Origin of the sequence: Burkholderia sp. RS01 (assembly GCF_039748055.1) — a bacterium.
Lineage (GTDB): Bacteria > Actinomycetota > Actinomycetes > Actinomycetales > Micrococcaceae > Arthrobacter.
The window spans coordinates 61,337-87,666 of record NZ_JBDLAK010000010.1 but is presented as its reverse complement, the minus strand read 5'-3'; the positions used below and the strand labels follow the sequence as shown (position 1 = coordinate 87,666).

Here is a 26,330-nt window from a genome sequence, read left to right as displayed (position 1 = left end):
GCAGAATAGGCGCATGGCTGTTGAACTCGACGAACTCCTGGTCAAGGATGCTGCTGAATGGCGCACGTGGCTCGAACAGCACCATGACACCAGTCCGGGCGTGTGGCTGGTGCTGCACAAGAAGGGCGGCAGCACCACGGAACTGGACTACGAAGCTGCCCTCAATGAAGCACTCTGCTTCGGCTGGATCGATGGTCAGGGCAGGCGGCGCGACGACGACAGCTCGTTCCAGCGGATGACGCGCCGCGGGCCAAAGAGCGTCTGGTCCGCACGGAACGTGGACCGCATCGAGAAACTCGAAGCCGCGGGCAGGATGACCGCGGCGGGCCGGACCGCCGTCGAAGCCGCCAAGGCGGACGGCCGCTGGGAAGCCGCGTATTCGGGGCAGGCGACGGCGGAAGTCCCGGCCGATCTTGCCGCCGCGATCGCGGCCGTCCCGGAGGCCCAGGCCATGTTCGACGTCCTGACGTCCGTCAACCGCTACGCCCTGATCTACCGCACCAACTCGGTGAAGCAGGCATCCACCCGGGAACGCAAAATTGCGGGCTTCGTGGAGATGCTGGCGCGGGGCGAGACGCCGTATCCGCAGAAGAAGCGCCCTGCGGACCGGGCGGGGGCCTGACAGCGAAGCGGAAGAGACTGCTGCGGCGCGGTAAAATTGATGCCACTCCCAACACGATCGGCGGACATGCAGAGGTTTTCCCTACGCAGGCTCAGCCCGCGTGCCACCGGGATTGCGGTGGCGGCGGCACTCACGCTGGTGCTGGCTGTCACGGTTGCGGTCGGCCTGGCCGGCTCCGGGCCAGGGCAGGGGCAGGGCGGGGCGGGGGCCCCGCCGTCCGGGCCGCCGCCGGCGCCCGCCCAGCAGTCGTTCGCCAGGCCGGAGGGGGCCTCCCAGTTCCGCCCCGGCTACCACCTGACCCCCGCGAAGGAATGGATGAACGATCCACAGCGGCCGTTCATGCTGGACGGGGTGTGGCACTACTACTACCTTTACAACGCCGACCACCCGGAGGGTAACGGCACCGAGTGGTACCACGTCACCAGCACCGATCTGGTGCACTGGAAGGACGAGGGCGTGGCCATCGAGAAGTTCAAGAACGGCCTGGGCGACATCGAAACAGGCAGCGCCGTGGTGGACCAGGACAACACGGCAGGGTTCGGCAAAGGCGCAGTGGTGGCCGTGATGACGCAGCAGGACAAGGGCATTCAGCGCCAGTCCCTGTATTACTCCACGGACAAGGGCTACACGTTCAAGCCGTATGACCGGAATCCCGTGATGGACAACCCGGGCAAGGAACACTGGCGCGACCCGAAAATCATCCGCGACGAGGCCAGGGGCCAGTGGGTCATGGCCCTGGCCGAAGGCGGGAAAATCGGTCTGTACACCTCGCGCGACCTGAAGGACTGGCGCTACGCCTCCGGCTTTGAGCGCAAGGGCCTGGGCATCCTCGAATGCCCGGATCTTTTCCAGCTGGACGTCGACGGCGACCCCGCCAAGCGCACCTGGGTCCTGGCCGCGAGCGCCAACGGATCCGCCGAGGGGCGGACCACGGGAGTGGCGTACTGGACCGGAACCTGGGACGGGACCACGTTCACGCCGGCTGACGGGAAGCATCAGTGGCTCGACGCCGGATCCGACTTCTACGCTGCCGTCACCTGGGATGATCCCCGCCTTCCGGACAACCAACGGACGGCCTCCCGGCACGCCATCGGCTGGATGAACAACTGGACGTACGCCCGCCAGCTGCCGACCACCGACTGGCAGGGCGGCGCCGACTCGATCGTGCGGGACATCCGCCTCAAGACCGTCCAGGGCAGGCCCTCCCTCGTGTCCGCGCCTACCGGCGCCATGGCAACCCTGGAAGGCGCCGCCACGACAGCGGGCAGCAGGCCCGTCACTCCCGGCGGCGCGGGGGACCTTCCCGTCCCCGGCAGCGGTGCCTACCGGCTGGACGTCACCCTCGAAAGGACGCAGGCCGACGACGGCACGGAGGCACTCCTGAAGCTGGGCAGCGGCTCGGCGGACTTCGCCACGATCGGGTACAACTTCGCGGAGGGCACGGCGTCGCTGTCCAGGGCCGCGGTGGTGCCCGGTGCGGAGGCGCTGGGCCCGGTCTTCATGGACCGGAGAACCGCCCACAGTCCGCCCCGCGGCTCAACCGCCGCCGGCCGGGGGAGCGTGGAGCTGACCGTGTTCGTGGACTATTCCTCGGTTGAGGTGTTCGTCAACGGCGGCGAGCAGACCCTGACCTCCCTAGTGTTCCCCCGGGAGGGACAGCACACGCTCCAGAGTGCCACCACCGGTGGCAACGTCACCCTGAAGTCCTTCAAGTACACGCCGCTGGCCACCGCCAGGTAGCGCGGGTGCGGCGGTTCCGTCAGGCCAGCGCGCCGAGGGCCTGGGCCACCACCACGGCCGAGGCCGAGGACCACGCCTGCGGATGGCACGATGCCGGGTAGGGCACCGCGTGGCCGGATTGGGACGCGGGTGCGCCGGCGAACAGCTCCGGCAGGCGGTGCCCGAAGGACTCCGAGGCCGTCAGCAGCCCGTCCGCGAGCGTGCGGGCCTCTGCCGTGAAACCGTCGGCGAGGAGCCCGCGGATGGCGATGGCGGTGTCGTGGCTCCACACCGAGCCGCAGTGGTAACTGTAGGGCCAGAAGCCGGCCGCCCGGTTGGACAGTGTGTGGATGCCGTAACCGGTGAACAACTCCGGGCTGAGCAGCCGCGCCGCCACGAGGCGCGCCTCCTCCGGGGACAGGATGCCCGTGCCGAGGAGATGGCCCATGTTGGATCCCGGGATGTCCAGCGGCACGCCGCCGCCGTCCAGCGCCATGGCCGGAAAACTGCCGGCGGCGTCCTCCACCCAGAAGCGCTCGCGGAACCGCTGCTGCAGGGCGGCGGCGGAGTCCCGCAGGTCACCGGCGGTGGAGCCCCCTGCGTCCGCGTCGGTGGCGTCCAAGAGCTCCGCCGTGGCCAGGGCGGCCTGGTAGGCGTAGGCCTGCACTTCCGCGAGGGCGATGGGTCCGTCGGCCAGCCGTCCGTCGCGGAACTGCATGGCATCCGCCGAGTCCTTCCAGCCCTGGTTGCTCAGGCCATGGCCGGTGGGGTCCTGGTACGTCAGGAAACCGGAGCTTCCCGCCGCTCCGCCGGGGTTGGCGGCCGAGAGCAGCCACGCCGCGGCCTGGCGGGCGTTCGGCAGCAGGGCTCGGACGGCGTCGTCGGCCTTGCCCGTGTGCCACAGCTCGGACAGGAGGCACAGCCACAGAAGCGTGGAGTCCACCGCGCCGAAGTACACGGGAGGGAGGCGGAGCCCCTCGCTCTCCAGTACGAGTTCCTTGGAGCGCAGCTCGTGCAGGATCTTGCCGGGTTCCTCCGCTGCCTCCGGATCCGACGTGGTGCCCTGGAATTCCGCCAGGGCACGGAGCGTGCCCGCCGCCAGCGCGGCGTCGAGCGGCAGCAGCATGCGGGCGGCCCACAGCGAGTCCCGGCCGAACAGCGTGAAGTACCACGGTGCGCCGGCGGCGATGAAGGGGGCGTCGGGCAGCTGGCGGGTGGCAAGGCGCAGGCCGTCCAGCTCGTCCAGCGAATTTTCGAGGAGCGACTGCAGCGGACCGGAAGGCACAGCGTGGGCCGGAAACGTGAGCGAGGAAGGCGCGGCGGCCACCACGGCGCCGCCGTGGTCATCCAGCACGGCTTGCCATTCGGCCTCGTAGGGCCGTCCGCGGCCCGCGGTGCCGCGCCACAGCAGCTGCCGGCCCGGCCCCGTGCTGCCGGGGGCCGAGACGGTGAGGTTCCGGCCGTCGTCGTGCCAGCGCAGCACGGCGTCATCCGCCACGGGGTCCTGCGGGTCGCGGAAGCGGCTCAGCCGGATGCCGGCCATGTCGGTGAAGTCTGCGTCGAGCTCGATGCCGAGTTCGACGTCGATCTCCTCGAGGGACGTACTGATCCGCAGCGCGTGCCGGACCACACCGGGAGTGACGGTCCAGGTCTGCAGGAGTTCGACGGCGGGATCCGCCGTGTGCCCGGCGATCCCCCTGATGAGTCCCCGAACCCGCAGGACGCCGCCCGGGGCCGGGTCCACCGACACCTGCTCCGGCTCCATGCCGTTGACGGTGACGGCCGCCCGGCAGAGCATCCGGGTGTCGCCGTGCAGGAGCCCCGTGAACGTGGGGCCTGCGGAGAGCCGGCCGTCGGCGTCCAGCCACAGCTGGGTAGGAGCGGCAACTGAACAGTACTGACGGTGAAGACCCGGCTGAACACTCATGCGCCCAGCCTACGCGTGACGCTTGGAGGCCGGGATTTCGACAGGCTCAATCAGCGGCGCAGGGCCCCAGCGGCGCAGGGCTCAGTCGGCGTCGATCGGGAAGGCCACGGCTTCGCCCACCACGCGCAGGCACAGTTCGGTGCCGGGCTGGGCGATGGACGCGTTCCAGTGCCGGATGGTGATCACTTCGCCGCCGCCGGGGTAGCGGTGGTCCTTCATGGCTCCGGCGAGCTGCGGCGGCACAGCCAGCTTCAGCCGCACGGTGGTCTCGGGGCCGAAGTAGTCGGTGTCCACCACCACCCCGCGGATGGGCCCGTCCTCGGCAATGCGGATCTGCTCGGGGCGGAGCATCAGCTGGACGCGGCCCTGTGCCGGCGGGCGCCGGACCGGGATGCCGCCCAGTGAGCATGTGGCCAGGGAGCCTTCCATCCAGGCGTCGAGGATCACGGCGTCGCCCAGGAATTCGGCAGTGGCACGGTCCGCCGGGCGGGTGTAGACGACGAACGGGTTGCCGATCTGCGCCAGCTTGCCGCCGCGCATGACGGCGACCTGGTCGGCGAAGGACAGGGCTTCGGCCTGGTCGTGGGTCACCAGGATGGTGGTGACGCCGGCCTCGTTGAGGACCTTGGCCACGGCCCGGCGGGTTGCGACCCTCAGGCCCGCGTCCAGGGCGGAAAACGGCTCGTCCAGGAGCATGAGCTCGGGCTCGCGGGCCAGCGCCCGGGCCAGTGCGACCCGCTGCTGCTGGCCGCCGGAGAGCTGGTGCGGCCGCCGCTTGGCCATGGCGGTGTCCAGGGAGACCATTTCCAGCAGGTCATTGACGCGGGCAGCGACCGCGCGCCGGCCGCCGTCGAGCTTTGCGGCGCTGAGCCCGAAGGCGATGTTCTGGCCCACGGTCAGGTGCGGGAACAGGGCGCCGTCCTGGGCCACGTATCCGACGTGGCGCTTGTGCGCCGGCTTCCACACGCCGTTGCCCGCCACCGGGCTGCCGTTGAGCAGGATGGTGCCGGTGCCGGGGTGTTCGAAGCCGGCGATCAGCCGGAGCAGCGTGGTCTTGCCGGAACCGGAGGGACCCACGATGGCGGTGGTCCCGCCCTTGGCCACGGACAGGTTGACGCCCTTGAGGACGGCCTGGGAACCGAAATCCTTGGTGACCGAATCGATCTCCAGGTGGCTGTTGGTGCTGGGCGCCACGGAGGCTGAGACCCGTGGTACCGGGAGCCTGGACGGGGATTGTTCGGTCACTGTCCCGCTACTTTCTTGGACTGCTGGAAGAGCAAATAGGTCATGGGTGCCGAGATCACGATCATCAGCAGGGCATAGGGAGCGGCGCCGGCGTAGTCGATTTCGCTGCTCTTGCTCCAGAATTCCGTGGCGAGCGTCCTCGTGCCGTTGGGGGAGAGAAGCAGCGTTGCGGTGAGCTCGTTGGCGATGGCCAGGAAGACCAGCGCCGCGCCGCCCGCCGCCGCCGGGGCGGTCAGCCGGAGCGTCACGCGGAGGAAGGACAGCAGCGGCGGGCTGCCCAGGACCTGCGCCGCCTCGTCCAGCTCCTTCGGTGCCTGCGCCAGCCCGGCCCGGATGTTCACCAGTGCCCGGGGCAGGAACAGGAGCACATAGGCCGCGATCAGGACGCCTGACGTCTGGTACACGCCGGGGACCAGCCGGATGCTGACGGTGACGAAGGCCAGGCCCACCACGATGCCGGGCATCGAACTCGTGACGTAGTTGGACAGCTCCAGTGCCTTGCTGAACCAGCCGGCGTGCCGCACGGCAAGATACGCCATGGGGAACGCGACGACGGTGGTGACGACGGCGCCGGCCAGGCCGTAGCCGAGGGTCTGCACGAGGGCGGGGACGAATTCGTCGGCGGTCCAGATGTCCGCGCCGCCCGCGACGATCCAGCGCAGGACGAAGACCAGCGGCAGCCCGAACGCCAAGGCGGTGAGCGCGAGCAGGAAGAGCTGGGCCGGGAGCTGGTAGGCGTGCAGCGGGAGCCTGAGCGCCTTGGCCTGGGCGCCCGAGCCCACCCTCGCGTACCGCGCGTTGCCCCGGCTCCGGACCTCGGCCAGCAGCAGGATGAGGCAGAAGAACACGAGCACGCTGGCCAGCATGTTTCCGGCCGTGCCGTTGAATGTGGAGCGGTACTGCACCATGATCGCCGTGGTGAACGTGTCGAACCGGATCATAGCGAAGGCGCCGTACTCGGCGAGCAGGTGCAGCGACACCAGGAGTGCGCCGCCGGTCATGGCGATCCGCAGCTGCGGCAGGACCACGCGGAAGAAGGACCGCCAGGCGCCGAGCCCCAGCGACGCCGCGGACTGTTCCACCGCGGGATCAAGCCGGCTGAGGGTCGCTGCGGCCGGGATGTAGACGAGCGGGAAGTAGGACAGGGTGGCGATCAGCACGCCGGAGGACAGGCCCTCGAGCGACGGCACGGCGGACACCCACGCATAGCTGTTCACGAAGGCAGGAATGGCCAGCGGGGCCGCGAGGAGCACCGCCCAGATCTTGTGGCCGCGGAGCGTGGTCCGCTCCACGAGCCAGGCGCCGCCCACACCAAGGACCAGGCACAGCGGCACGGTGATGGTGATCAGCAGGACCGTGTTCAGCAGCAGCTCCCCGACTCGCGGCCGGAAGATCAGCGCCGCCGCCGTGTCCCAGCCGGTTGCGGCCGTCATGAAGGCGACGTACCCCAGCGGGACGAGGGAAAACAGCGCGATCAGCACTGCGAGGACAGCTACGGCGGAAACGCCGAAAGGCGGGCGGGGGCGTTTGCCCCGGCCCGCCGTCGTCGTGCTTCCGGAGATCTCCGGCGCCGATGGATCGGTGATCACGGAATTACAGCAGTCCTGCCTTGGTCATCTGTTCGGTGACCTTCTGGGAGTTGAGCTTGGCCGGGTCCACGGTGGGGGCCTGGAGGTCCTTGATGGGGACCAGCTTCTCGTTGGCCGGGACGTCCGAGGCGATCGCGTACTCGAAGGACGTGCCCTTCTGCAGGATCTCCTGGCCCTTCTTGCCCGTGATGAACTTCAGGAAGGCCTGGGCCTTCTCGGCGTTCTTCGAGGATTTCAGCACGCCGCCGCCGGAGACGGAGAGGAAAGCACCCGGGTCCTGGTTCTTGAAGTAGTACGGCGAGACGTTCTTCGAGTTCTCACCGGTCTTGGCCTGGTCGCCGTAGTAGTAGTAGTGGTAGATCAGCGCGGATTCCACCTCGCCGGCGTTGACGGCCTTCATGGCGGTGCTGTTGCCCTTGTAGACCTTGGCGTTGTCCTTCATGCCCTTGAGCCACTCTTCGGCGGCAGCCTCGCCCTTGAGCTCGACCAGGGCGGCAACGATGGCCTGGAAGTCGGCGCCGGACGGTGAAGCGGCCCACTTGCCCTTCCACTCCGGCTTGGCCAGGTCCAGCATGGACTTGGGCAGCTTGTCTTCGGTGAGCTTGGTCTTGTCATAGACCAGGACGGTGGAGCGGGCGGCGATGCCGGTCCACTTGTTGGTGCTCGGGCGGAACGCTTCGGGAACCTGGGCGACAGTGTCCTTGTCCACGTCAGCGAACAGCCCGGCGTTCTCCACCTGGGCCATGGCGGGGGAGTTCTCCGTGAGGAAAACGTCCGCCGGGGAGGCCTGGCCTTCCTGGACGATCTGGTTGGACATCTCGGTGTCGTCGCCCTGGCGCAGGGTGACCTTGACGCCGGTTTCCTTGGTGAACTCGTCCACCCATTCCTGGGTGAGGCTTTCGTGCTGGGCGTTGTAGACCGTGATCTCGCCGTTGGCAGCTGCTGCGGTGCCGGAGCCGGCGGGGGCGGGGGAGCCGCCGCAGGCCGACAGTCCGAGGGCTGCGGTGGCTGCGAGTGCGATGCCGGCCAGCGCATTGTTGCGGATCTTCATCGGGGCTTCTTTCTGCAAAAGTCTGGTGGACCGGGGTCCGGGTGAGCTGGGGAAGTTAGGTGAAGCTCACTTCGAAAACTGTAGGTTAGCCAAACCTAAGCATCCAAGCCGCGGAGGCCTTAAGTGACGAGGATCACATCAATTACGTAACTATTGCGTGCCGTAATTGGTTCCCGAGGCTAGTGCGGGCCGGCGGCGATGGCCGCCGCCGCTTCGAGCGTCATCCATGCCTGGAGCTGGGTGGAAAGCTCGACGGCGGTGCCCGGCGGATACGCGTCCCTTGCGGGCAGTGCCGGCTCGGACGAGAAGACCAGAAGGTCCGCGCTGCCGCGTTTCGCCAGTGCCTCGCCGGCGGAAACGGTCCGCCGGCCGGCCCAGAACGCCTCGGCAGTGTCCTTGACCAGGCGCGCGGCGGTAGCGCGGGTCGCCTCCGGCAGGCGTCCGTCGCGGGCGGCGAGCGCCAGGTACCGCGTCAGAATCCCCGTGAACAGGCCGCCGTCGCCCATTCCGTCACAGCGGAGGACGGCGGCGCCGGAGGTGCCGGGGTCCGTTGCGCCGGATCCGGGGAGGGTGAGGTGCCGTGCCACGGCTTCCACCACTTCCGCCGCCCGCGCCAGGTTGGCGGTGCCGCCGAGTTCCAGCAGGGCGCCGAGGACCGGGCCCTGGTTGTAGGTGTAAATGGTGTCCACCAGGACGGCCTCGCCCGCCGCGTTGATCCGGAGGCCGTCCTGGTAGAGGCCGCGGACGGGGTCGAAAAGCTTGGCGTCGAGCCAGTCCAGCAGCGCCTGTGCCCTGGCCGGGTTGCCGGTCCGTGCGTAGTACAGCGCCACCGGTGCCGTGGCCGGGGTGTTCTTGAAGTCCCTCTTTGTGCTCCAGAATGTTCCGCCGCCAAGGTCGTCCGTCGAGGCCGAATCGAACTGCAGTGTCAGGCTCTTCCGGATGCGGCCGTGGCGCCGGCGGCCCGGCCTGCGGCTCTCCGCCGCCAGCTGCTCCAGCCGAAGGGTGGCCAGTGCCAGCCAGGCCATGTCGTCGTAGTAGCTGTTGACGTACGACAGGAAGTTGCGCAGCCGGATCCCCGTGACAAGCCGCGAAGCGAGCCGGCCCGCGCTGGGGCGGCGTTCGCCGTCGAACTTTGCCGGCGGCTGCCCCGTGGTCCCGAGTTCACGGCGGCCGGTGTCCACGAGGCAGTCCAGGTAGTGCGCCTGCCACCAGTAGTGCCAGGGGCGGGCGAGGTTTTTGAGGCGGCCGGAGGGCCGGAGGATGGCGGCGATGTGGGTCCCGGGCAGGAAGAACAGGCGCTGGCCGAACAGCCTGCTGACCGAGCGGGCGGCCGCGTTGGCGCGCTCTGCCCAGTCCGGGGCGGCGGAGTCAGGTTCACGCTGTTCCTGGTGTGCCGCCGCCGGGCCGGTGGACTCCGCGTCGGGCTGCATCATGTGGCCAGCCTAGCGAATGGCGGCAACCGCGGGGCCAGGGTGTGCACCCGGGCGGGCTTTCAGTTAACATTCACTAACTAATGTTCGCGGCCGGTGGCCGGTTCCACATCAAGGAGGATGTATGGACATCAAGGGTTCCGTCGCGCTGATCACGGGCGGGGCGTCCGGCCTGGGCGCTGCCACGGCCCGGAGGCTGTTCGACGCCGGTGCGTCCGTCGTCCTCGCGGACCTGGGGTCCTCGGCCGGCGCCGCGTACGCCGACGAACTGAACGCCGGCGCGGCCGCCGGAAACACTGCCGTCTTTGTTCCCGCTGACGTGACCAACGAGGAACAGGTGCAGGCCGCCGTCGACGCCGCGGCAGAACTGGGTCCGCTGCGGATCGTGGTGAACTGCGCCGGCGTGGCCACGCCCGGGAAGGTCCTGGGGCGCGACGGCGTCCTGCCGCTGGAAACCTTCAACCGCGTCATCCAGATCAACCTGGTGGGCACCTTCAACGTCATCCGGCTGGCCGCCGCGGCGATGGCCGCAACGGAACCCGCCGTCACGGAACTGGGCGGGGAGGAACGGGGCGTCATCATCAACACGGCCTCCGTCGCCGCGTTCGACGGCCAGATCGGCCAGCCGGCCTATGCCGCGTCGAAGGGTGCGGTGGCGGCCATGACGCTGCCGCTGGCCCGCGAACTGGCCCGCTCGCTGATCCGGGTGGTGACCATCGCGCCGGGCATCTTCGAGACGCCCATGATGGCCGGCCTGCCGCAGGAAGCCCAGGATTCGTTGGGGAAGCAGGTGCCGCATCCGTCCCGCCTGGGCCGGCCGGCCGAGTACGCCAACCTCGCCGCGCACGTCGTGGACAACGCCATGCTCAACGGCGAAACCATCCGGCTCGACGGCGCCATCCGGATGGGCCCGAAATGACGCAGGCCACCGGCGTGGAGTCGCTGCCCACCGCCGACTTCTTCGACTACGAGTCAATGCTCAGCGCCGCCGAACAGCGGAAACTCCAGGAGCTGCGAAAATTCCTGGCCGCCGAGATCGCACCGTACGCGGGGGAGTGGTGGAACAAGGCCGAGTTCCCCGCGCACATCCTGCCGAAGCTCGCAGCCCTGGAGCTGAGCACGCCGGCACAGCGCGGCTACAGCCATCTGTTTGCCGGGCTGGTGATCGCGGAAATGACGCGCGTGGACACCTCGATCGCCACGTTCTTCCTGGTCCATCATGATCTCTTCGTGGAATCGCTCTACGAGTTCGGTTCGGAGGAGCAGCGGAACCGGCTGCTGGACGACGCTTCAAACCTGCGGACCACCGGGGCTTTCGCCCTTACTGAACCGGAGCACGGCTCGGACGTCGCCGGCGGCATGGAAACCCGGGCGCGCCGGGTGTCGGCCCCGGCCGGGGCTGCCGACGGCGGCGACTGCTGGGTGCTCAACGGCGCCAAGCGCTGGATCGGCAACGGGACGTTCTGCGACTACATGCTGGTGTGGGCCAGGGACGAGGCCGACGGCGCCATCCGCGGCTTCATCGTCGATGCCCGCCTGCCGGGAGTGAGCCGGAGCCGGATCGAGAACAAAATTGCGCTGCGCACGGTGCAGAACGCGGACATTGTGTTCGAGGACGTCCGCGTCCGAGAGGCCGACCGGTTTGCCGGGATCAACGGCTTCGAGGACACCAACGCCCTGCTCCGCGGGTCACGGATCATGGTGGCATGGCAGGCGGTGGGGCAGCAGCTGGCGGCGTTCGACGTCGCCCGGCGGTACGCCGTCGAGCGTCAGCAGTTTGGCCGTCCGCTGGCGAAGTTCCAGCTCATCCAGCAGCAGCTGGTCACCATGCTCGGGAACGCCGTGGCGAGCATGGGCATGATGGCGCGGATCGCGCAGCTGCAGGACCGCGGCGCGGCCGACATGGCGCAGGTGGCCCTGGCCAAGTCCTACACCTCGGCTCGGATGCGCGAAACCGTGGCGATGGGCCGATCCCTGCTGGGCGGCAACGGGATCGTCACGGACTACCGGATGGCCAAGATCTTTGCCGACGCCGAGGCCATCTACACGTACGAGGGCTCCTACGAGATCAACACCCTCATCGTGGGCCGCGCCGTCACCGGGGTGTCCGCGATCGTCTGAGCCGTCATGTCCGTTCGCGCTCAGTCACCGAGAGCGGGCTGCTTTTCGCCTGCTTCGACGCGGAAGTCCAGGCTGTTGTTCTTCACCGGCATGGGGCACGTGCCGTAGGGCGTGAAGGCGCTTGGGTAGTTGATGGCCCGGTTGAAGTCCAGGATGACGGTTCCGTCGGGCCTGGGCCGGGTGGTGGAGACCTTCCGCCACTCGTCCGTGGTGTCGCCGTTGGTTTCGTCGTGGAATGTCACGGTCAGGGCGCCGAGCTTCTCCTCTTCGGCATGGAGCCGGTACTCGTGGTCCTTCCCGGGCAACCGGAACACGAGCTCGCCGACGCTCCGGTGCACGCCGTCCACCAGCGGGTTCGCGGTGGCGATCGGAACGTCCTCGGGCTTGGGAAACGCCTCATACCGTGCCTCAAGCACCAGGTCCGGGCGGTAATCAAAGGTGGGCACGCCGTCGAACCCGGTGAACACCGGCGACGTCGAATCACGGGTGCGGATGGCGTACTTGTCGGCCCGCATGGCCAGCTCCACCACCACCTGTTTGCCGTCCCCGCCGCCGAACTGCACCCACATGAGGGACTCCTCGTCCGCGAGCTGCGCAGTGATGGTGCCGTCCACGGGCTCCCCCGTTTCCACCAGCGTGAGCCCGTCCGAGGCCGCGGCGGTGAGCGCCGCCGTCGTGCCGTCCGTTGACCACAGGCCGGGGGCGAGGTCGACGGCGGACGGCTTGCTTTCCAGCCACTGGAACGATGTCAGCGTCAGCCAGCCGTAGTCCGCGGCGAGGGCGGTGTTGCGGCTGCTGCGGAAGCGGCGCCAGCGTTCCAGCTGGGCGTCCGGTGCGGTGCTCATGGTTCCTCCAAGGTGGGTGTCATTCTGGCCAGCTTAGGCGTCAACCCGCCGCGGCGGGACTTCATTCCGCAGCCGCTGCCTCCTTGGGGCTGCCGGGCCGCGGGCGGCCGGCGTAGCCTTGGAATTGGGCATTTACCCGCGCCCGATGATGTTGCCCGCAGGCCCTTACCGCGCCCGGCCGGCAGAGTTCAAGGGCAGGACAGCATCTGAGACATATTCCCGGCGTCCCGCCGGCTGCGGGTAACATCCCATAGGAACAAGTAACCCGGCTCACAGTATCCAGCGCAGTGTACGAGCCAAGTCCGAACCCTCGAAAGATAGTTTCCATGGCTGACACTGCATTGAATTCAGAAACAGATCTCGCCGCCGAACTCCGCGCCGACGTGCGCCGCGTCTCCACCCTGCTGGGCGAATCGCTGGTCCGCCAGCACGGCCCGGAGCTCCTCGAACTGGTGGAACAGGTGCGCCTGCTCACCAAGGAGTCGAAGGAAGCCGCCCGCGGCGGAGCGGACGCCACGGGCCCGTGGAGCGCGCACGACGTCGTTGCCCAGGTCCGCGAGCTGCTCGCCTCCCTGCCGCTTGAGCAGGCAACCGACCTGGTGCGGGCCTTTGCCTTCTACTTCCACCTGGCCAACGCCGCCGAACAGGTCCACCGGGTCCGCGGCCTGCGCACCCGGCAGGAGAAGGACGGCTGGCTGGCCAAGGCCGTGGCGGACATCGCCGGTCAGGCCGGCCCGGCGGTGCTCCAGGAAGTGGTCAACGAGCTGGACGTGCGCCCCATCTTCACCGCGCACCCCACCGAGGCCTCGCGCCGCTCCGTTCTGGACAAGATCCGCAAGCTCTCCGACGTGCTGGCCGAGCCCACCGAGGAAGGCACCTCGGCCCGCCGCCGCCAGGACCGCCAGCTGTCCGAGATCATCGACCAGATGTGGCAGACCGACGAACTCCGCCAGGTCCGGCCCACCCCGGTGGACGAGGCCCGCAACGCCATCTACTACCTGAGCAGCATCCTCACCGACGCCCTGCCGGAGATGCTCACGGACCTGTCCGAACTGCTGGGCGAACACGGCGTCACCCTGCCGGCCCAGAACGCGCCCATCAAGTTCGGCTCGTGGATCGGCGGGGACCGGGACGGCAACCCGAACGTCACTGCCGCGGTCACGCACGAGATCCTGCAGCTGCAGAACCAGCACGCCGTCCGGCTCAGCATCGCCCTGATGGACGAGCTCATCTCCATCCTGTCCAACTCCACCGCCCTGGCCGGCGCAGACCAGGTGCTGCTCGACTCGATCGACGCCGACCTCGCGAAGCTGCCCGGCCTGGACCGGCGCGTCCTGGAGCTCAATGCCCAGGAGCCGTACCGGCTCAAGCTGACCTGCATCAAGGCCAAACTCATCAACACCGGCAAGCGCGTGGCCGCAGGCTCCGCCCACCAGCCCGGCCGGGACTACACGTCCACCGAGGAACTCATCTCGGAGCTTGAGCTGCTGGAACTTTCGCTGCGCAACCACTCGGCGGCCCTGGCCGCGGACGGTGCCCTGTCCCGCGTCCGGCGCGCCATCGCGTCCTTCGGCCTGCATCTGGCCACGCTGGACATCCGCGAGCACGCCGACCACCACCATGACGCCGTCGGGCAGCTGATGGACCGCCTGGGCGGCCCGGGCATCCGGTACGCGGAACTGACCCGCGACGAGCGGCTCGAGGTGCTGAGCGCGGAACTGGCGTCGCGCCGTCCGCTCTCGGGCCACCCGATCAAGCTCGACGGCGTTGCTGACGGCACGTACGACGTCTTCCGTGAGATCCGCCGGGCCCTGCGCACGTACGGCCCCGACGTCATCGAAACGTACATCATCTCCATGACCCGCGGCGCCGATGACGTCCTGGCCGCCGCCGTGCTGGCCCGCGAGGCCGGCCTAGTGAGCCTCTTCGGGGACGCCCCGTACGCGAAGATCGGCTTCGCGCCGCTGCTCGAAACCGTGGAGGAGCTCCGTGCCTCCGCGGAGATCGTGGACCAGCTGCTGTCCGATCCCTCCTACCGCGAGCTGGTCCGGCTGCGCGGCGACGTCCAGGAAGTCATGCTCGGCTACTCGGACTCCAACAAGGAGTCCGGCGTAATGACCAGCCAGTGGGAGATCCACAAGACCCAGCGCAAGCTCCGCGACATCGCGGCGAAGCACGGCGTCCGGGTCCGACTGTTCCACGGCCGCGGCGGCTCCGTGGGCCGCGGCGGCGGGCCCACGTACGACGCCATCATGGCCCAGCCGAACGGAGTGCTCGAAGGTGAAATCAAGTTCACCGAGCAGGGCGAGGTCATCTCGGACAAGTACTCGCTGCCGGAACTGGCCCGCGAGAACCTGGAGTTGTCGCTGGCCGCCGTCATGCAGGGTTCCGCCCTGCACCGCACCCCGCGCACGTCCGATGACCAGCGCGAGCGGTTCGGGCACGTCATGGAGACCATCTCCGATGCCGCCTTTGCCCGTTACCGCAGCCTGATCGACCACCCGGACCTGCCGGCGTACTTCCTGGCCTCCACCCCGGTGGAGCAGCTGGGTTCGCTGAACATCGGTTCCCGCCCGTCCAAGCGCCCGGACTCCGGGGCCGGCCTCGGCGGCCTGCGGGCCATCCCGTGGGTGTTCGGCTGGACCCAGTCGCGGCAGATCGTGCCCGGCTGGTTCGGCGTGGGCTCCGGGCTGAGGGCTGCCCGTGAAGCCGGCAACTCGGCCCAGCTCGTGGAGATGATGCACGGCTGGCACTTCTTCCGCTCGGTGCTCTCCAACGTGGAGATGACCCTGGCCAAGACCGATATGGACATCGCCGGCTACTACGTGGACACCCTCGTTCCGGAGGAGCTGCACCACCTGTTCCGGGCGATCCGGGAAGAGTACGCGCTCACCGTCGCCGAAATCCAGAACCTCACAGGCGAGAACGTGCTCCTCGATGCGCAGCCCACGCTGAAGCGTTCGCTGGAAATCCGCGACCAGTACCTCGACCCCATCAGCTACCTCCAGGTGGAACTCCTGCGCCGCGTGCGCGAAGGCGCGAAGGACGGCACCATCTCCGGCGCCGAGGTCGACGAACGCCTGCAGCGGGCCATGCTGATCACGGTCAACGGGGTAGCGGCCGGCCTGCGCAACACCGGCTAAGCCCCGGCGCCGGGCCGCTGGCAGTGCTTGCCGGGACCGTCGGCCGCTGGCCGAGCCTGTCGAGACCGGGGTTTCGACAGGCTCACCCGGCGGCCTCACCCGGCATGCCGGGTGCCGGCGTCTCCGTAGTGCACCACGATGGTCCGGCGGCGCGTGCCGTCGTCGGAATAGGAAACCGTGCTGACCGGAACGCCGTAGAGGGCGGAAAGCTCAGTGTCCGTGAGCAGGTCCGCGGCCGGTCCGGTCCGTGCGCCGTTCCGCCCCAGCAGGACCACCCGGTCCGCGAGGTGCAGGGCATGGTCGGGCTGGTGGGTGCTCAGCAGCAGGGCCATTCCGTCCGCCATCAGTTCGCGCAGGAGCGTCAGGACGCGCACCTGGTTTTTCAGGTCAAGGCCCGTGGCAGGCTCGTCCAGCACCAGGAGGGGCGAGCCGGCCACGATGGCCCGGGCGATCAGGATCAGCTGCTGTTCACCGCCGCTCAGCGTCGGGAACAGCCGGTCGCCCAGGCTGGTGGCGCCCACCCTGTCCATGGCCTCGGCGGCAGCGGCGCGGTCCGCCGATCCCGGCGTCCGGAAGACACCCACCTGCCGTGCCCGGCCCATCAGGACCATATCCAGCGCGCGGTAGGCGAACGCGCTGCCATGGGCCTGCGGCACGTAGCCGGCGTTGTCGGTCCGCCGGACCGTCCCTTCCGCGGGTGCCAGCAGCCCGGCGGCGCAGCGCACCAGCGTGGTCTTGCCGCTGCCGTTGGGCCCCAGCACTGCCGTGGCGCTGCCCGGTGGAACACGGAAGCTGACGCCGCGGAAAACCCAGTTCTTCAGGCTGTAGCCGAACCCCACCCCGTCGAGCTCAAGCATTTTCCCAGATCCTCTCCCGGTTCCGCCGCAGCAGCACGAAGAAAACCGGGGCGCCGATCAGGGCGGTGAGCACGCCCAGCGGGATCTCGCCGGCGGTCGCGGTGCGGGCCACCGTGTCCACGAGCACGATGTATGCCCCGCCGAGCAGGAAGGACACCGGCAGCAGCACCCGGTGGTCCGGCCCCACCCACATCCGGGCCAGGTGCGGCACCACGAGACCCACCCAGCTCACGGCGCCACTGACGGCGACCGCGCCGGCCACGATCAGCGCCACCGCGACGAGCACCGCCCAGCGCAGCGGGCGGGGCCGCACGCCGAGGGCGGCGGCGTCGTCGTCACCCAGGGAAAGCACATTGATCCGCCAGCGCAGGGCCACCAGGACCACGGCGCCGCCGAGGATCGGGACGAGCGCGACCATCACCTTGGTGAACGTGGCTGAGGATACGCTGCCGAGCAGCCAGAAGACGATGGCCGGCAGCGTGGTGTTGGGGTCCGCGATGTACGTGACCAGGGCGACGAGGGCTGAGAAGAAGGAACCCGTCACCACGCCGCCGAGGACGATCATCAGCATGGGCGTCCCCGCGCGGCCCGAGGTGATCAGGAACAGCGTGCCGAGGGCCACCAGGCCAAACACAAACGAGCCCGCCACCAGGAGGACCGAGCCCAGGCCGAGCAGCAGGGCCAGCGCACCTCCGAAGGACGCCCCCGCGGAGACCCCGATGATGTCCGGACTGACCAGCGGATTGCGGAAGATGGCCTGCAGGGCGGCGCCGCCGATTGCCAGGCCGCCGCCCACCAGCAGGGCGAGCAGGATCCGGGGCAGGCGGACCAGCAGCACCACGTTTTGTTCGGTGCCGCTGGCTTCGACGGGGACCGGGACGAGCTGGGCTGTGAGGATCTGGACCACATGCCAGAGCGGCACGCTGTACCGGCCCACAGCCAGCGCCAGCAGCCCCACCGCAATCAGCAAAGCGGCCGTGAGGGCGATGGGGGCGAAGATTGCCGGTTCGCTCCGCCGGTCGCGCGGGCGCGGGACGGAGGCATTCCGCCCGGCACGCACTCGGCGGTTTTTCAGACGCGGGGACCTGGCTTCATCCAGCATTGAATTGCTGATAGTGGGCGGAGCCGCCGTTGGCCGCGGTCCAGAGAATCTTGTCCAGTTCCGCCGCCGTGAGCTCGTGGTCGTAGAGGAACTGGAAGTACTCGGCGGCCTTGCCGCGCAGGGGTGACTGCTGCTGCGGGAAGGCGATGTCGGCGAGCCAGTGCCACATCAGCGGGGACTCCTGCCCGGGCGGATCCCAGCGGTAGCCGCCCAGGGGCACCTTGTAGACGCGGTGCGAACGGACGGCGGACACGTTCCGCCACACGGGATCCGAGTAGATGTCCTGCGGCAGGGCGGAGTCGAAATTGCCCAGCAGGATGATCTCCGGGTCCCAGCTCAGGACCTGTTCCACGTCCAGCCCCACCATGCCTGACCCCGGCAGCGGATCCTTGCCAGTGGCGGGGTTGGTGCCGCCCACCAGCTTGATGTAGAAGTCGTTATAGCTGTTCGCCGCGGCAACCTTGAGGCCTTCCGTGAAGCGGTTGAAGTAGAGGATGCTGGGGCCTTCGGCGCCGCGGCCGGCCGCCTGGGCCTTGATCGCCGCCAGTTCCTGGTCACTCCGCGTTTTGATCTCCGTGGCCCGCTCGGGTTTGCCGAGCATGGCCGCGAACATGGCCACCCAGACGTCCACATCCTCCTGCCGGCCCGTGTTTTTCAGCCCGACCACCTGGAGGCCTGCCTTTTCCAGGGGTTCAACGAGCTGCTCGTCCGACCACTGGATCACGACGTCGGGGTTCAGGGCGCGCACGCTCTCGACGTTCGCGGTGAAGTCCTGGGTGGCTATCTCATGCGGGACGCTCAGCGCCTTGGGAAACATGGTGCCCATGATGCCGTCGCGCATCGCCACCCACGACACATTGTGCATGGCGGCGAGATGGTCCGCGGTCCGGTCGACGGCGACCAGCAGCGACGCCGCCGGCATGGGGATGGTCACCACCCGCGTGACCGGCCGGGAGAACGTCACTGTCTTGCCGCGCTGGTCCGTGATGCTGATGCTGTCCGCGCCTGAACCGCCGCTGCTGCCGGAAGGGGACGACGGCGGTGCGGAGCCGGATGCGCCGCATCCGGCGAGGAAGGCTGCGGAGCCGCCGGCCACCAGCACTTGGAGGGCAGTGCGTCGGTTAAGATCGGCGACTCCCATAGTCTGACCTCCTGCGCGTCGGTCTTCACAGCATCCGCTTGAAGGGCAGGGCTGTCAACGCTTTCATCCGGGGGTCCGGGCCTTGTCGCTGGCAGACCCCGGTGCTACTTTCAGAGGACGCTTGCAGAAGGTGGCCACGTGATGGTTATCGATGGTGCCCAGTTGTTTGTCCGCTACGCTTACCCGCCGAATTCCCGCGGGAGTTGCGGGCCTCCGGACAGTGATGCCCTGCTGCACTACGGCCAGTCCGGCGTCACGGACCAGGGGCTCCGCGAGCTGGCCAAAGGCTTCGCCGGAGCGTGGCCGTACCTGGAACTCATCGCCGGCTCGCACGGCATATCCGATCCCCTTGATGCGCGGGTGGTCGAGGCGTACTGGGTGGGCAACAGCCTGCTGGACTCCGTGGGTATCACCAACATCGGCAACTCCATGGAGGACCGGTTCCGGGCCCGCACCGGGCGGCAGTTCCCGCATCTGGTGGAGGGGGTACTGGCCGGCGGGGTCCCGCACCACAGTTTCCACGTCTTCGAGATCTATCCGTGGCTGGGCCTGCTCCGGGACGAGCGCCGGCATGCCACGGCGTTGAACGTGCTGGACCGGTGCCGGATCAGGTGGGGCCAGGTGCTGACGATCACCGGCGACGAGGCCGTGGTGCTGTCCCGGCCGCTCGTGTGGGACGGCACGGCGCTGGCGGCGGGCGAACCTGTGGCGGAATCCGCCAAGTACGCCGTGAACGGAACAGGATTCGTGGCGGACCTGGCCGTGGGCGACGTCGTGTCCCTCCACTGGGACTGGGTGTGCGACCGCCTGACACCGCACCAGCTGCAGCAGCTGAAGCTCTTCACGGCGCGCCACCTCAAGATTGCCAACAGCGGCGTTGAACACCGCGGCGCGGCAATCGCGCTCGGGCGCTGAACCGGCTCGGAGGCTGAACGAACCGGCCGTCTATGCCGGTCCTAACCGCCGGTCCTAGCCGGCCTCGCCTTCTGGTTCCCTTGCCCGGCCCATCAGTTCCAGGCCGCCCATTGCGCGTTCCGCGCCTGCCGCGTCAACCCGTTCCAAAGCGAAACCCATGTGGATGAGAACCCAGCTGCCGGGTTCGAGCGGGCCTTCGTCCAGCAGGCCGATGTTGATTCTCCGGGGCACCCCGGCCACATCGACGAGTGCGAGCTGGTCGCCGTAGCCCTCGACGAGCTCGATGACCTGGCCGGGTATTCCGAGGCACATAGCCGGTACCGCCTTAAGTGGTGGTGTGTTGGTCCAGGAGTGAGCCGACGACGGCGATCGCCTCGGGGACGGCGGCCGTGACCGCGTCAGAGAGGCCGATGCCTTCGGCCACGTCGGCAGGCACGCAGCCCACGACGTACGTGAGGGGCAGTTCACCGCCCAGCGAGCGGAGGCGGCCCAGCACTGCCACGGGATCCATGCCGTGGGGATCCAGGGACGCTCCGCGGCCAAGATCCTCTGGCCGGACCCGCAGCACCCGGATACTTCCGGGTGCCGTTACCCCGGCTGCGTCCGGCGGCACCGCGTCCACAAGCACCAGGACATCCACCCCGCCGAGGAGATCGTAGGCCAGATGCATGCCGCGGATGCCGTAGTCCACGAACCGGACGTCCCGCATCGCCGGGGCCTCGGCGGCCAGCCGCCGGGCGACTTCCGGGCCGAACCCGTCGTCACGCAGAAATATGTTCCCCACGCCTGCCACGAGGACGCGGGCCGCCGTCTCCGGGGATTCCGCGGAGCGTGGCCCGGAGGGAGCTGTGCGGGACCTGCCGCCGGAGGTCACATCTGCCTTATTTTCAGGTAGCGCTGGATGTCCGGAACTGCACGGATCCCCGTATACACAGCCCACAGTGCCATCGCCGCCATCACCGTTACGGTCGCCATTCCTATTGCTTTCATTGCGGCTTTTCCTTTCCCTCCCGGATCCCGGGACCGCTTCCTGGCCGCATCGGATCGAGCGGTTCCAGTTCTTCGGGCGCATAGTAGAACGAGCGGCCGTAGCCCTCATGGAGGTCCGCGGCCGGGTCCTTCTCGAGCACCAGGCCCACATGGGTGCTGCCGTCGACGTCGAAATGGACGCTCGTGACGCGTCCGGTCTGACCGGCAAAAAACAGGTCCTGCGCATCAGCCCGCCGGCTGGGATTCACGCGCACGCGACTGCCGCGGGCCACCGGGACCCCGTTGATCACGACGGCGTCCTCGTCCGGCCGAACGCTGGCATCCGCCTCCGGATCCCACCAGGGCCGGTCCTCGATTCTGCCGCCGGGTGAAGTCCCGGACGCGCCGCCCCCTGGAGCTTGGCCCCCTGTAGCTGGGCCATCGGTAGCGGCACCGTCGGAGGCGACGGCCGTCGGCCAGGTGAGCCCCGGCGGGTCGGCCAAGGCGCGGGGATTGCGCAGGATCCCGTGAAGCTGCTGGAGCTCTTCCGGCGACATCGCTTCGCAGCGGTCGATGATCGCCGCCGCGCGCGGATCCGTGGCCCGTGCCTCAGTCTTCTCCTCGTCGGTCAGCGTCAGCACGCGCAGGGTGAGGATCTCGTCGATTTCCGTCGAGTCGTACAGTGCCACGGAACTTTCCGGGGCCACCGCGGGGTGGTCGTAAAGAATGATGGGCGAGACCAGCAGCACGTCCGTCTGCCCCTCGGGCCCGGCCAGAACCGGCCAGCAGCGGTGCTGGGAACAGGACCGCGCGGCTGCCCGCGCCGCGTCTGGCGGTTCAAGCAGCGACACGAAGTCCCCGTCCCGCAGGCTCAGCAGCAGGTGCGCGCCGATGAAGGACGCGGCGATGGCGTCCTGCCTGCCGCCGGCCGCGGCAAGTGCCGCCGCGGTGTTCGCCGCCGCTACCCTCAGCCGCAGGAGCCCGTCCGTCATGGCGGTGGCCTCCAGCCTGACTTCCCCGTGCAGGGCACGACGGCGGCGCACCAGCCGGCCGGCAGCCTGGCCGACGCTGCCGGCGAGCTCCTCGACGTCCCGGCCCGCGGGAACGGTCACCGGCAGGACCCGTCCTGCCTCCTGGAGCCGGGCCACGGAAAAAGGTCCCAGGCTGACTTCCTGTTCGACGGCCTCGTCCCAGCTCAGCCAGCGCGCGGCACCGACGGCGAGCTCATCCACCGGCCTGAACCCGCCGCCGTCGTCCGCTTCTTCAGCGACGCGCGACTGCAGCTGCAGGAAGCGCAGATGGACTTCCAGCTCTGCCTGCGGACCCGGGGCCAGCAGGCAGTCGGCGAACATGTGCGGTTCCTCCCCGGCGCCGGCCTCGGCGGCGCCGGGCGGACCGAGGATGCCAAACTGCCAGCGGGCCTGGTTCTTCTGCGACGACGCGCGGTACGGGTACAGCAGGTAGCCCTCGTAGAGGACGGCATCCGCCACCGCGCGGGCGAGGCTCAGGCTCATGTTCATCGGAGCGGGTCTCCGCTCACGCCGGCGGCTGCCTTGGCCAGCAGGGCTTCCACCGCGGCCTCCCAGGACGTCAGGCCCCGCGCCGACTTGTAATGCGACAGGGCCGCCAGGACGTCGCGGTCCAGCCGGATCCAGCCGGCGTTGGGGAAATACTGGTCCATCAGCCGGTGCCAGGCCGCCACGGGAAGCCGGTAGGAGGCTTCGAGGTCCCACGGCACCTGCTCCACGCCGAATCCGGCCGCGCCCTTGGTGAAGACGGTTCCGGAGAACAGCAGTTCCAGGGGGATCTCGCCGCCGCGCAGGGCATGCAGGTACTTGGCCGCTGCCACGTCGAAGTCAAACGTGCAGGGCAGCGGCAGGTCCACCTCGGTGCTCCCGGTGAACCCCTGCACCATGGTGCTGCACTGCATCCAGAGAAATGACTTGAGGGTGGTCGGCCAGCGGCCGCGATCACCGAAGAGATCCAGGAGCCCGTCCTCCTCCTCGGGCTCGTAGCCGCGGCGCTGGGGCAGAATGCGGACCTGGCAGCGCAGGGCGATGGCATGGACCACGGCTCCAGTGGCCTCGGTGAGCCGCAGCCGTGCGGTTAGCTGCGGGGCCGCGGCGTAGGGCTCCGGCTGGATGTCCACGACGCCGAAGGTCAGCTCGGTCACGGCGGGCCCCCCGCCAGGGAACCGCGGTTGGTCCCGGGCGCCGGCTTGCTGCGGCTGCTGACGCGGTCGAAGAACGCGGCGAGCTGCTCGCGGGCCTCCTGCCCGCCGTCGAACCCGCGCCAGCGGCGGCGCAGCTGCCCCACGAGTTCGTAGCAGGCGTCCACGGGGACGAGGTGGCAATCGGCCTGGGGCCTGTCCGGCCCCGGGCCGCGGATCAGCAGCGCCTCGGTGTCCGGGGCTGCCATTCCCAGGGAGGGATTGCGGGCCAGCACGGCGCCCCAGGCCTCCAGGGGCAGCTCGGATTCCGTCGCGCCGGCGGGGCCGGGGTAGAACGCGACTGTCCGGTCAAGCTTGGAACTGCGGAAGAAGAAGGCCAGGCCGACCGGAATCTCCAGCTCATCCCACTGGCCCGGGCCAAGTTCAAAGTCCGGAAAGGAGACGTACCTGTCCGGCACAGCACGGTACCGGAGGTGGGCGGCGCTGTCGGTGAAGAGGAGGTAGCAGGGTCGGCACGTGCACATCATGGCGTGGCTCTCCAGGTCCACCACGTGCTGGTGCTGCTCTGCGATGGGTTCGCCGCACATCTCGCAGCGCTCGCCGGCCACGGGCGCCGGCCGGCTGGTGGCGATCCTGCGGAGCAATGCCACGGGCAGGCCGCCGGCCCCGGGGGCTGTGTTCATGTCAGCGCCCTGTTCATGGCATCCACCCCGTTCACGTCAGCCGCCTTCTCCTGCGGCAAGGGCACGGCCACGGACATGACGCCGCCGCGGACCAGGAGGGGCAGCGGATCCAGGTGCAGGCTCCTGTCTTCAAGGCAGGAACCCGCCTGCCGTACGTCGAAGTGTCCGCGGCAGGTGGGGCAGCGCAGCAGGCCGCCGCCCGTCGGCGCCGCGAGGGCCCGCTGCAGCGTGGCGCCCGCCATGGAGCCGGTGCAGCGCGGGCAATAGTCCCTGTAGGCGTAGACGTCCTGCCCGGTCCGGCATGCGAGCACCGCGTAGCCGGCGATCAGGAAGCCGGCCACGTCGCCGGGCTCGAGCCCGGCGATCTCCGGCACCGCCTCCCACGTACCGCCGTTCATTTCATGCCAGGCGTCCGCGGGCGCGCCCTCCGCCGGGCGGTTGACCCGGACCAGCAGTGCGTCCACCGGAATTAGTGCCGGAGTGGCGGCCGGCTTTTCCTCTTCGACCACTTCAATCGCGGTCACCTCCGGTGCCGCGGATTCAATCGCCTCCTCGACGGCGAACTTCAGTGTGACGGACGACGACGGGCAGCCCTGGCACGTGCCGAGCAGCCTCAGCCGGACCACGCCCTCCGCGCTGATGCCCAGCAGGTCGACGTTGCCGCCGTGCGATCCCAGGTAGGGCCGGACGCTGTCCAGGGCCCCGGCGACGCGCGCCTGCACGGATAGCGGGTGCAGGCCATGGACCACCAGCAGGCCGGACACGAGGTCGTCGGCGGTCAGCGCCGCCAGCGTCGCGTCGTCGAGCTTGCCTTGGTCGTCGAGGATTTCCAGGATCCGCTGCAGGCCGGCCCCGTAGAGGTCGGTCACCTGCCGGACTAGGTCCTCGGCCCGGCCGCGGGCCACCGCCCCGCCGGCCCCGAGGGCGTCGAGGAGAGTGCCGATCCGGTCGCCGGTCTGCAGCGGCCGGTCACCGCCTGCCATTGCCTGTTACTCGCCGGTGAGCGTCTGGGTGGGGGAGTGCAGCTTCTCCAGCGTCTGGCCGTTGCCTAGATACATGTGGACACCGCAGGGGAGGCAGGGGTCAAAGCTGCGGACGGTGCGCATGATGTCGATGCCCTTGAAGTGCTCGCGGTCATTCTCCTCGAAGATTGGCTGCCCCTGCACGGCGTCCTCGTACGGTCCGGCGGTGCCGGATGAATCCGTGGGGCTCGCGTTCCAGGGGGTCGGCGGATAGGGGTGGTAGTTGGCGATCTTGCCGTCGCGGATCACCATGTGGTGGGAGAGGACGCCGCGAACGGCTTCCGTGAAGCCGCAGCCGATCGCCTCATCGGGGACCTCAAAGGTTTCCCAGGTCTTGGTGCGGCCGGCACGGATTTCCTCCAGTGCCTTTTCCGCGAAGTGCAGCGCAGCCGCGGCCGCGTAGGCCTGGAAGTACGTGCGGGCCCGGTTGCGTTCCAGGGTGTTGCTCCACTGCGGGATGTTCCATTCGAAGGACACCGGCCCCTTCAGCGCCGTCTTGGGCAGGTTGATCTGGACGCTCCTGCCGGTGGCCTTGATGTAGCCGATGTCCACGAGGCCGGCGAGCGCCGTGGCCCAGAGCCGGGCCAGCGGGCCGCCGCCGGTGTCCAGCGCCAGGTTGTCCTGGCCGTCGAACCAGCGCGGGGACATGACCCAGCTGTACTTCTCCGAAAGGTCCCGCTTCTGCGGCCTGGGGTTCGTGTGCTGGTTCCAGGGGTGGCGGCGGTCCACGGGGTTGCCCAGCGGATCATGGGTGACGAACATTTCCTGGTCTTCCCAGTCCTCGTAGTACGACGAACCGAGCATGATCCGGATGCCCAGGTTGATCCGCACCAGATCAGTGGTGACGAGTTTCCCGTCCACCACGACGCCTGGCGTGACGAACATCTTCCGGCCCCACTCGGTCATGTCCTTGTACTCGAAGTTGCAGTAGTCCGGGTCCTGGAGCGAGCCCCAGCACCCCAGCAGCGTGCGGCGCAGGCCCACCTGTTCGTAGCCCGGCAGGGCTTCGTAGAAGAAGTCGAACAGGTCGTCGTGCATGGGAACGACCTTCTTCATGAACTCGACGTACCGCATGAGGCGGGTGATGTAGTCGGTCATCAGCTGGATGGTGGCAACCGTGCCCACGCCGCCCGGGTACAGCGTGGACGGGTGCACGTGGCGGCCCTCCATCAGGCAGAACATCTCGCGTGTGGCCCGGCTGACCTGGAGTGCCTCCCGGTAGAACTCCCCGGTGAACGGGTTCAGCGACCGCATGATGTCCGCGATGGTCCGGTAGCCGTGCTCGCCTTCACGGGGAGCCCGGGTGTTTTCCGCCTTCGCCAGGACGCCGGGGTTGGTCTCCGACACCATCTTTTCGCAGTAGTCCACGCCGACGAGGTTTTCCTGGAAGATGTTGTGGTCGAACATGTACTCGGCCGCTTCGCCGAGGTTCACAATCCATTCGCCCAGGTTCGGCGGCTTCACTCCGTAGGCCATGTTCTGCGTGTAGCAGGAACACGTGGCGTGGTTGTCTCCGCAGATTCCGCAGATGCGGCTGGTGATGAAGTGGGCGTCCCGCGGGTCCTTGCCTTTCATGAAGATGGAATAGCCGCGGAAGATCGAGGAGGTGCTCTTGCACTCCACCACCTGGTTGTTCTCGAAATCGATCTTGGTGTAGATGCCGAGGCTGCCGACGATCCTCGTGATGGGGTCCCAGTTCATCTCCACCAGGTTGTTGTTGCCCGTTCCGCTCCCGGAATTCATTGGAATCGTGGAGGTCATTGTGCTTCGCCTGTCTGG

Annotated in this window: 22 protein-coding genes; 6 read left to right on the top strand and 16 right to left on the bottom strand. The window is 68.9% G+C overall.

Going from position 1 to position 26,330, the window contains the following annotated elements:
* Positions 1-13 precede the first annotated feature (13 nt).
* Both ABFP37_RS11145 and ABFP37_RS11140 read left to right on the top strand, forming a co-directional pair.
* Positions 14-622: a YdeI/OmpD-associated family protein gene (locus ABFP37_RS11145; protein ID WP_078029868.1), complete on the top strand. Its 609-nt coding sequence runs from the start codon at positions 14-16 to the stop codon at positions 620-622.
* A 66-nt stretch (positions 623-688) separates the two neighbouring features.
* Positions 689-2,362, top strand: a complete 1,674-nt coding sequence (locus tag ABFP37_RS11140; RefSeq protein ID WP_347033621.1) for a glycoside hydrolase family 32 protein — start codon at positions 689-691, stop codon at positions 2,360-2,362.
* Between the two features lie 19 nt (positions 2,363-2,381).
* Here ABFP37_RS11140 and ABFP37_RS11135 read toward each other — a convergent pair whose 3' ends face one another.
* The 5 genes from ABFP37_RS11135 to ABFP37_RS11115 all read right to left on the bottom strand — a co-directional run bounded on the left by ABFP37_RS11135 (position 2,382) and on the right by ABFP37_RS11115 (position 9,586).
* Positions 2,382-4,268: a glycogen debranching N-terminal domain-containing protein gene (locus ABFP37_RS11135; protein WP_347033620.1), complete on the bottom strand. Its 1,887-nt coding sequence runs from the start codon at positions 4,266-4,268 to the stop codon at positions 2,382-2,384.
* A gap of 81 nt (positions 4,269-4,349) precedes the next feature.
* A complete protein-coding gene (locus ABFP37_RS11130) occupies positions 4,350-5,513 on the bottom strand; it encodes an ABC transporter ATP-binding protein (RefSeq protein ID WP_347033619.1) in 1,164 nt (387 codons plus the stop codon).
* A complete protein-coding gene (locus ABFP37_RS11125; protein WP_185982342.1) occupies positions 5,510-7,102 on the bottom strand; it encodes an iron ABC transporter permease in 1,593 nt (530 codons plus the stop codon). Before ABFP37_RS11125 ends, ABFP37_RS11130 begins: the two co-directional genes overlap by 4 nt.
* 4 nt (positions 7,103-7,106) lie before the next feature.
* On the bottom strand, positions 7,107-8,153 hold the full coding sequence (locus tag ABFP37_RS11120; protein ID WP_078029871.1) for an iron ABC transporter substrate-binding protein: 1,047 nt from the start codon (positions 8,151-8,153) through the stop codon (positions 7,107-7,109).
* A 179-nt stretch (positions 8,154-8,332) separates the two neighbouring features.
* Positions 8,333-9,586: a glycoside hydrolase family 76 protein gene (locus ABFP37_RS11115; protein ID WP_347033618.1), complete on the bottom strand. Its 1,254-nt coding sequence runs from the start codon at positions 9,584-9,586 to the stop codon at positions 8,333-8,335.
* Between the two features lie 121 nt (positions 9,587-9,707).
* On the opposite strand from ABFP37_RS11115, the gene ABFP37_RS11110 reads away from it, so the two are divergent.
* Both ABFP37_RS11110 and ABFP37_RS11105 read left to right on the top strand, forming a co-directional pair.
* Positions 9,708-10,502: an SDR family NAD(P)-dependent oxidoreductase gene (locus ABFP37_RS11110; protein ID WP_078029872.1), complete on the top strand. Its 795-nt coding sequence runs from the start codon at positions 9,708-9,710 to the stop codon at positions 10,500-10,502.
* Complete coding sequence (locus tag ABFP37_RS11105) at positions 10,499-11,704, top strand: acyl-CoA dehydrogenase family protein (RefSeq protein ID WP_347033617.1); 1,206 nt, start codon at positions 10,499-10,501, stop codon at positions 11,702-11,704. Before ABFP37_RS11110 ends, ABFP37_RS11105 begins: the two co-directional genes overlap by 4 nt.
* Before the next feature lie 20 nt (positions 11,705-11,724).
* Here ABFP37_RS11105 and ABFP37_RS11100 read toward each other — a convergent pair whose 3' ends face one another.
* The gene (locus tag ABFP37_RS11100; protein ID WP_078029874.1) at positions 11,725-12,549 is read right to left on the bottom strand and encodes a DUF1684 domain-containing protein; all 825 of its coding nucleotides are present in this window, start codon (positions 12,547-12,549) and stop codon (positions 11,725-11,727) included.
* Between the two features lie 326 nt (positions 12,550-12,875).
* Between ABFP37_RS11100 and ppc the strand changes: the two genes are divergently transcribed.
* Entirely contained in the window at positions 12,876-15,692 is a 2,817-nt protein-coding gene (ppc, locus tag ABFP37_RS11095) for a phosphoenolpyruvate carboxylase (RefSeq protein WP_347033616.1), read from the top strand.
* Between the two features lie 95 nt (positions 15,693-15,787).
* Here the strand turns inward: ppc and ABFP37_RS11090 are convergent, their stop codons facing one another.
* The 3 genes from ABFP37_RS11090 to ABFP37_RS11080 are packed head-to-tail and all read right to left on the bottom strand — an operon-like array spanning position 15,788 to position 18,792.
* On the bottom strand, positions 15,788-16,549 hold the full coding sequence (locus ABFP37_RS11090; RefSeq protein ID WP_347033615.1) for an ABC transporter ATP-binding protein: 762 nt from the start codon (positions 16,547-16,549) through the stop codon (positions 15,788-15,790).
* The gene (locus ABFP37_RS11085) at positions 16,542-17,609 is read right to left on the bottom strand and encodes an iron ABC transporter permease (RefSeq protein ID WP_347033613.1); all 1,068 of its coding nucleotides are present in this window, start codon (positions 17,607-17,609) and stop codon (positions 16,542-16,544) included. The genes ABFP37_RS11090 and ABFP37_RS11085 overlap by 8 nt, the downstream gene beginning before the upstream one ends.
* A gap of 31 nt (positions 17,610-17,640) precedes the next feature.
* Complete coding sequence (locus ABFP37_RS11080; protein ID WP_078029878.1) at positions 17,641-18,792, bottom strand: ABC transporter substrate-binding protein; 1,152 nt, start codon at positions 18,790-18,792, stop codon at positions 17,641-17,643.
* A gap of 141 nt (positions 18,793-18,933) precedes the next feature.
* Here ABFP37_RS11080 and ABFP37_RS11075 point away from each other — a divergent pair, with 141 nt between their 5' ends.
* The gene (locus tag ABFP37_RS11075; protein WP_347033667.1) at positions 18,934-19,707 is read left to right on the top strand and encodes a DUF6390 family protein; all 774 of its coding nucleotides are present in this window, start codon (positions 18,934-18,936) and stop codon (positions 19,705-19,707) included.
* Between the two features lie 54 nt (positions 19,708-19,761).
* Here ABFP37_RS11075 and ABFP37_RS11070 read toward each other — a convergent pair whose 3' ends face one another.
* The 7 genes from ABFP37_RS11070 to ABFP37_RS11040 all read right to left on the bottom strand — a co-directional run bounded on the left by ABFP37_RS11070 (position 19,762) and on the right by ABFP37_RS11040 (position 26,312).
* Positions 19,762-20,019 carry a HypC/HybG/HupF family hydrogenase formation chaperone gene (locus ABFP37_RS11070; RefSeq protein WP_347033612.1) on the bottom strand — a complete coding sequence of 86 codons (258 nt, stop codon included), beginning with the start codon at positions 20,017-20,019 and terminating at the stop codon, positions 19,762-19,764.
* Between the two features lie 13 nt (positions 20,020-20,032).
* Positions 20,033-20,491 carry a hydrogenase maturation protease gene (locus ABFP37_RS11065; RefSeq protein ID WP_347033611.1) on the bottom strand — a complete coding sequence of 153 codons (459 nt, stop codon included), beginning with the start codon at positions 20,489-20,491 and terminating at the stop codon, positions 20,033-20,035.
* A 202-nt stretch (positions 20,492-20,693) separates the two neighbouring features.
* Entirely contained in the window at positions 20,694-22,196 is a 1,503-nt protein-coding gene (locus tag ABFP37_RS11060; RefSeq protein ID WP_347033610.1) for a hypothetical protein, read from the bottom strand.
* Positions 22,193-22,849, bottom strand: a complete 657-nt coding sequence (locus tag ABFP37_RS11055) for a DUF6084 family protein (protein ID WP_078029883.1) — start codon at positions 22,847-22,849, stop codon at positions 22,193-22,195. Before ABFP37_RS11055 ends, ABFP37_RS11060 begins: the two co-directional genes overlap by 4 nt.
* Complete coding sequence (locus tag ABFP37_RS11050; protein ID WP_347033609.1) at positions 22,846-23,529, bottom strand: DUF5947 family protein; 684 nt, start codon at positions 23,527-23,529, stop codon at positions 22,846-22,848. Before ABFP37_RS11050 ends, ABFP37_RS11055 begins: the two co-directional genes overlap by 4 nt.
* Positions 23,526-24,512: a NifU family protein gene (locus ABFP37_RS11045; protein WP_347033608.1), complete on the bottom strand. Its 987-nt coding sequence runs from the start codon at positions 24,510-24,512 to the stop codon at positions 23,526-23,528. The genes ABFP37_RS11050 and ABFP37_RS11045 overlap by 4 nt, the downstream gene beginning before the upstream one ends.
* Before the next feature lie 6 nt (positions 24,513-24,518).
* Complete coding sequence (locus ABFP37_RS11040; protein WP_078029886.1) at positions 24,519-26,312, bottom strand: nickel-dependent hydrogenase large subunit; 1,794 nt, start codon at positions 26,310-26,312, stop codon at positions 24,519-24,521.
* Positions 26,313-26,330: the final 18 nt, after the last annotated feature.

What these genes read in the sequence shown, in the direction of transcription:
- ABFP37_RS11120 (WP_078029871.1), bottom strand. Translation starts at nt 8,153, where the DNA reads ATGAAGATCCGCAACAATGCGCTGGCCGGCATCGCACTCGCAGCCACC.
- ABFP37_RS11075 (WP_347033667.1), top strand. Translation starts at nt 18,934, where the DNA reads ATGGTTATCGATGGTGCCCAGTTGTTTGTCCGCTACGCTTACCCGCCG.
- ABFP37_RS11100 (WP_078029874.1), bottom strand. Translation starts at nt 12,549, where the DNA reads ATGAGCACCGCACCGGACGCCCAGCTGGAACGCTGGCGCCGCTTCCGC.
- ABFP37_RS11040 (WP_078029886.1), bottom strand. Translation starts at nt 26,312, where the DNA reads ATGACCTCCACGATTCCAATGAATTCCGGGAGCGGAACGGGCAACAAC.
- ABFP37_RS11050 (WP_347033609.1), bottom strand. Translation starts at nt 23,529, where the DNA reads ATGAACACAGCCCCCGGGGCCGGCGGCCTGCCCGTGGCATTGCTCCGC.
- ABFP37_RS11135 (WP_347033620.1), bottom strand. Translation starts at nt 4,268, where the DNA reads ATGAGTGTTCAGCCGGGTCTTCACCGTCAGTACTGTTCAGTTGCCGCT.
- ABFP37_RS11060 (WP_347033610.1), bottom strand. Translation starts at nt 22,196, where the DNA reads ATGAACATGAGCCTGAGCCTCGCCCGCGCGGTGGCGGATGCCGTCCTC.
- ppc (WP_347033616.1), top strand. Translation starts at nt 12,876, where the DNA reads ATGGCTGACACTGCATTGAATTCAGAAACAGATCTCGCCGCCGAACTC.
- ABFP37_RS11105 (WP_347033617.1), top strand. Translation starts at nt 10,499, where the DNA reads ATGACGCAGGCCACCGGCGTGGAGTCGCTGCCCACCGCCGACTTCTTC.
- ABFP37_RS11070 (WP_347033612.1), bottom strand. Translation starts at nt 20,019, where the DNA reads ATGTGCCTCGGAATACCCGGCCAGGTCATCGAGCTCGTCGAGGGCTAC.
- ABFP37_RS11110 (WP_078029872.1), top strand. Translation starts at nt 9,708, where the DNA reads ATGGACATCAAGGGTTCCGTCGCGCTGATCACGGGCGGGGCGTCCGGC.
- ABFP37_RS11140 (WP_347033621.1), top strand. Translation starts at nt 689, where the DNA reads ATGCAGAGGTTTTCCCTACGCAGGCTCAGCCCGCGTGCCACCGGGATT.
- ABFP37_RS11080 (WP_078029878.1), bottom strand. Translation starts at nt 18,792, where the DNA reads ATGGGAGTCGCCGATCTTAACCGACGCACTGCCCTCCAAGTGCTGGTG.
- ABFP37_RS11145 (WP_078029868.1), top strand. Translation starts at nt 14, where the DNA reads ATGGCTGTTGAACTCGACGAACTCCTGGTCAAGGATGCTGCTGAATGG.
- ABFP37_RS11115 (WP_347033618.1), bottom strand. Translation starts at nt 9,586, where the DNA reads ATGATGCAGCCCGACGCGGAGTCCACCGGCCCGGCGGCGGCACACCAG.
- ABFP37_RS11045 (WP_347033608.1), bottom strand. Translation starts at nt 24,512, where the DNA reads ATGGCAGGCGGTGACCGGCCGCTGCAGACCGGCGACCGGATCGGCACT.
- ABFP37_RS11090 (WP_347033615.1), bottom strand. Translation starts at nt 16,549, where the DNA reads ATGCTTGAGCTCGACGGGGTGGGGTTCGGCTACAGCCTGAAGAACTGG.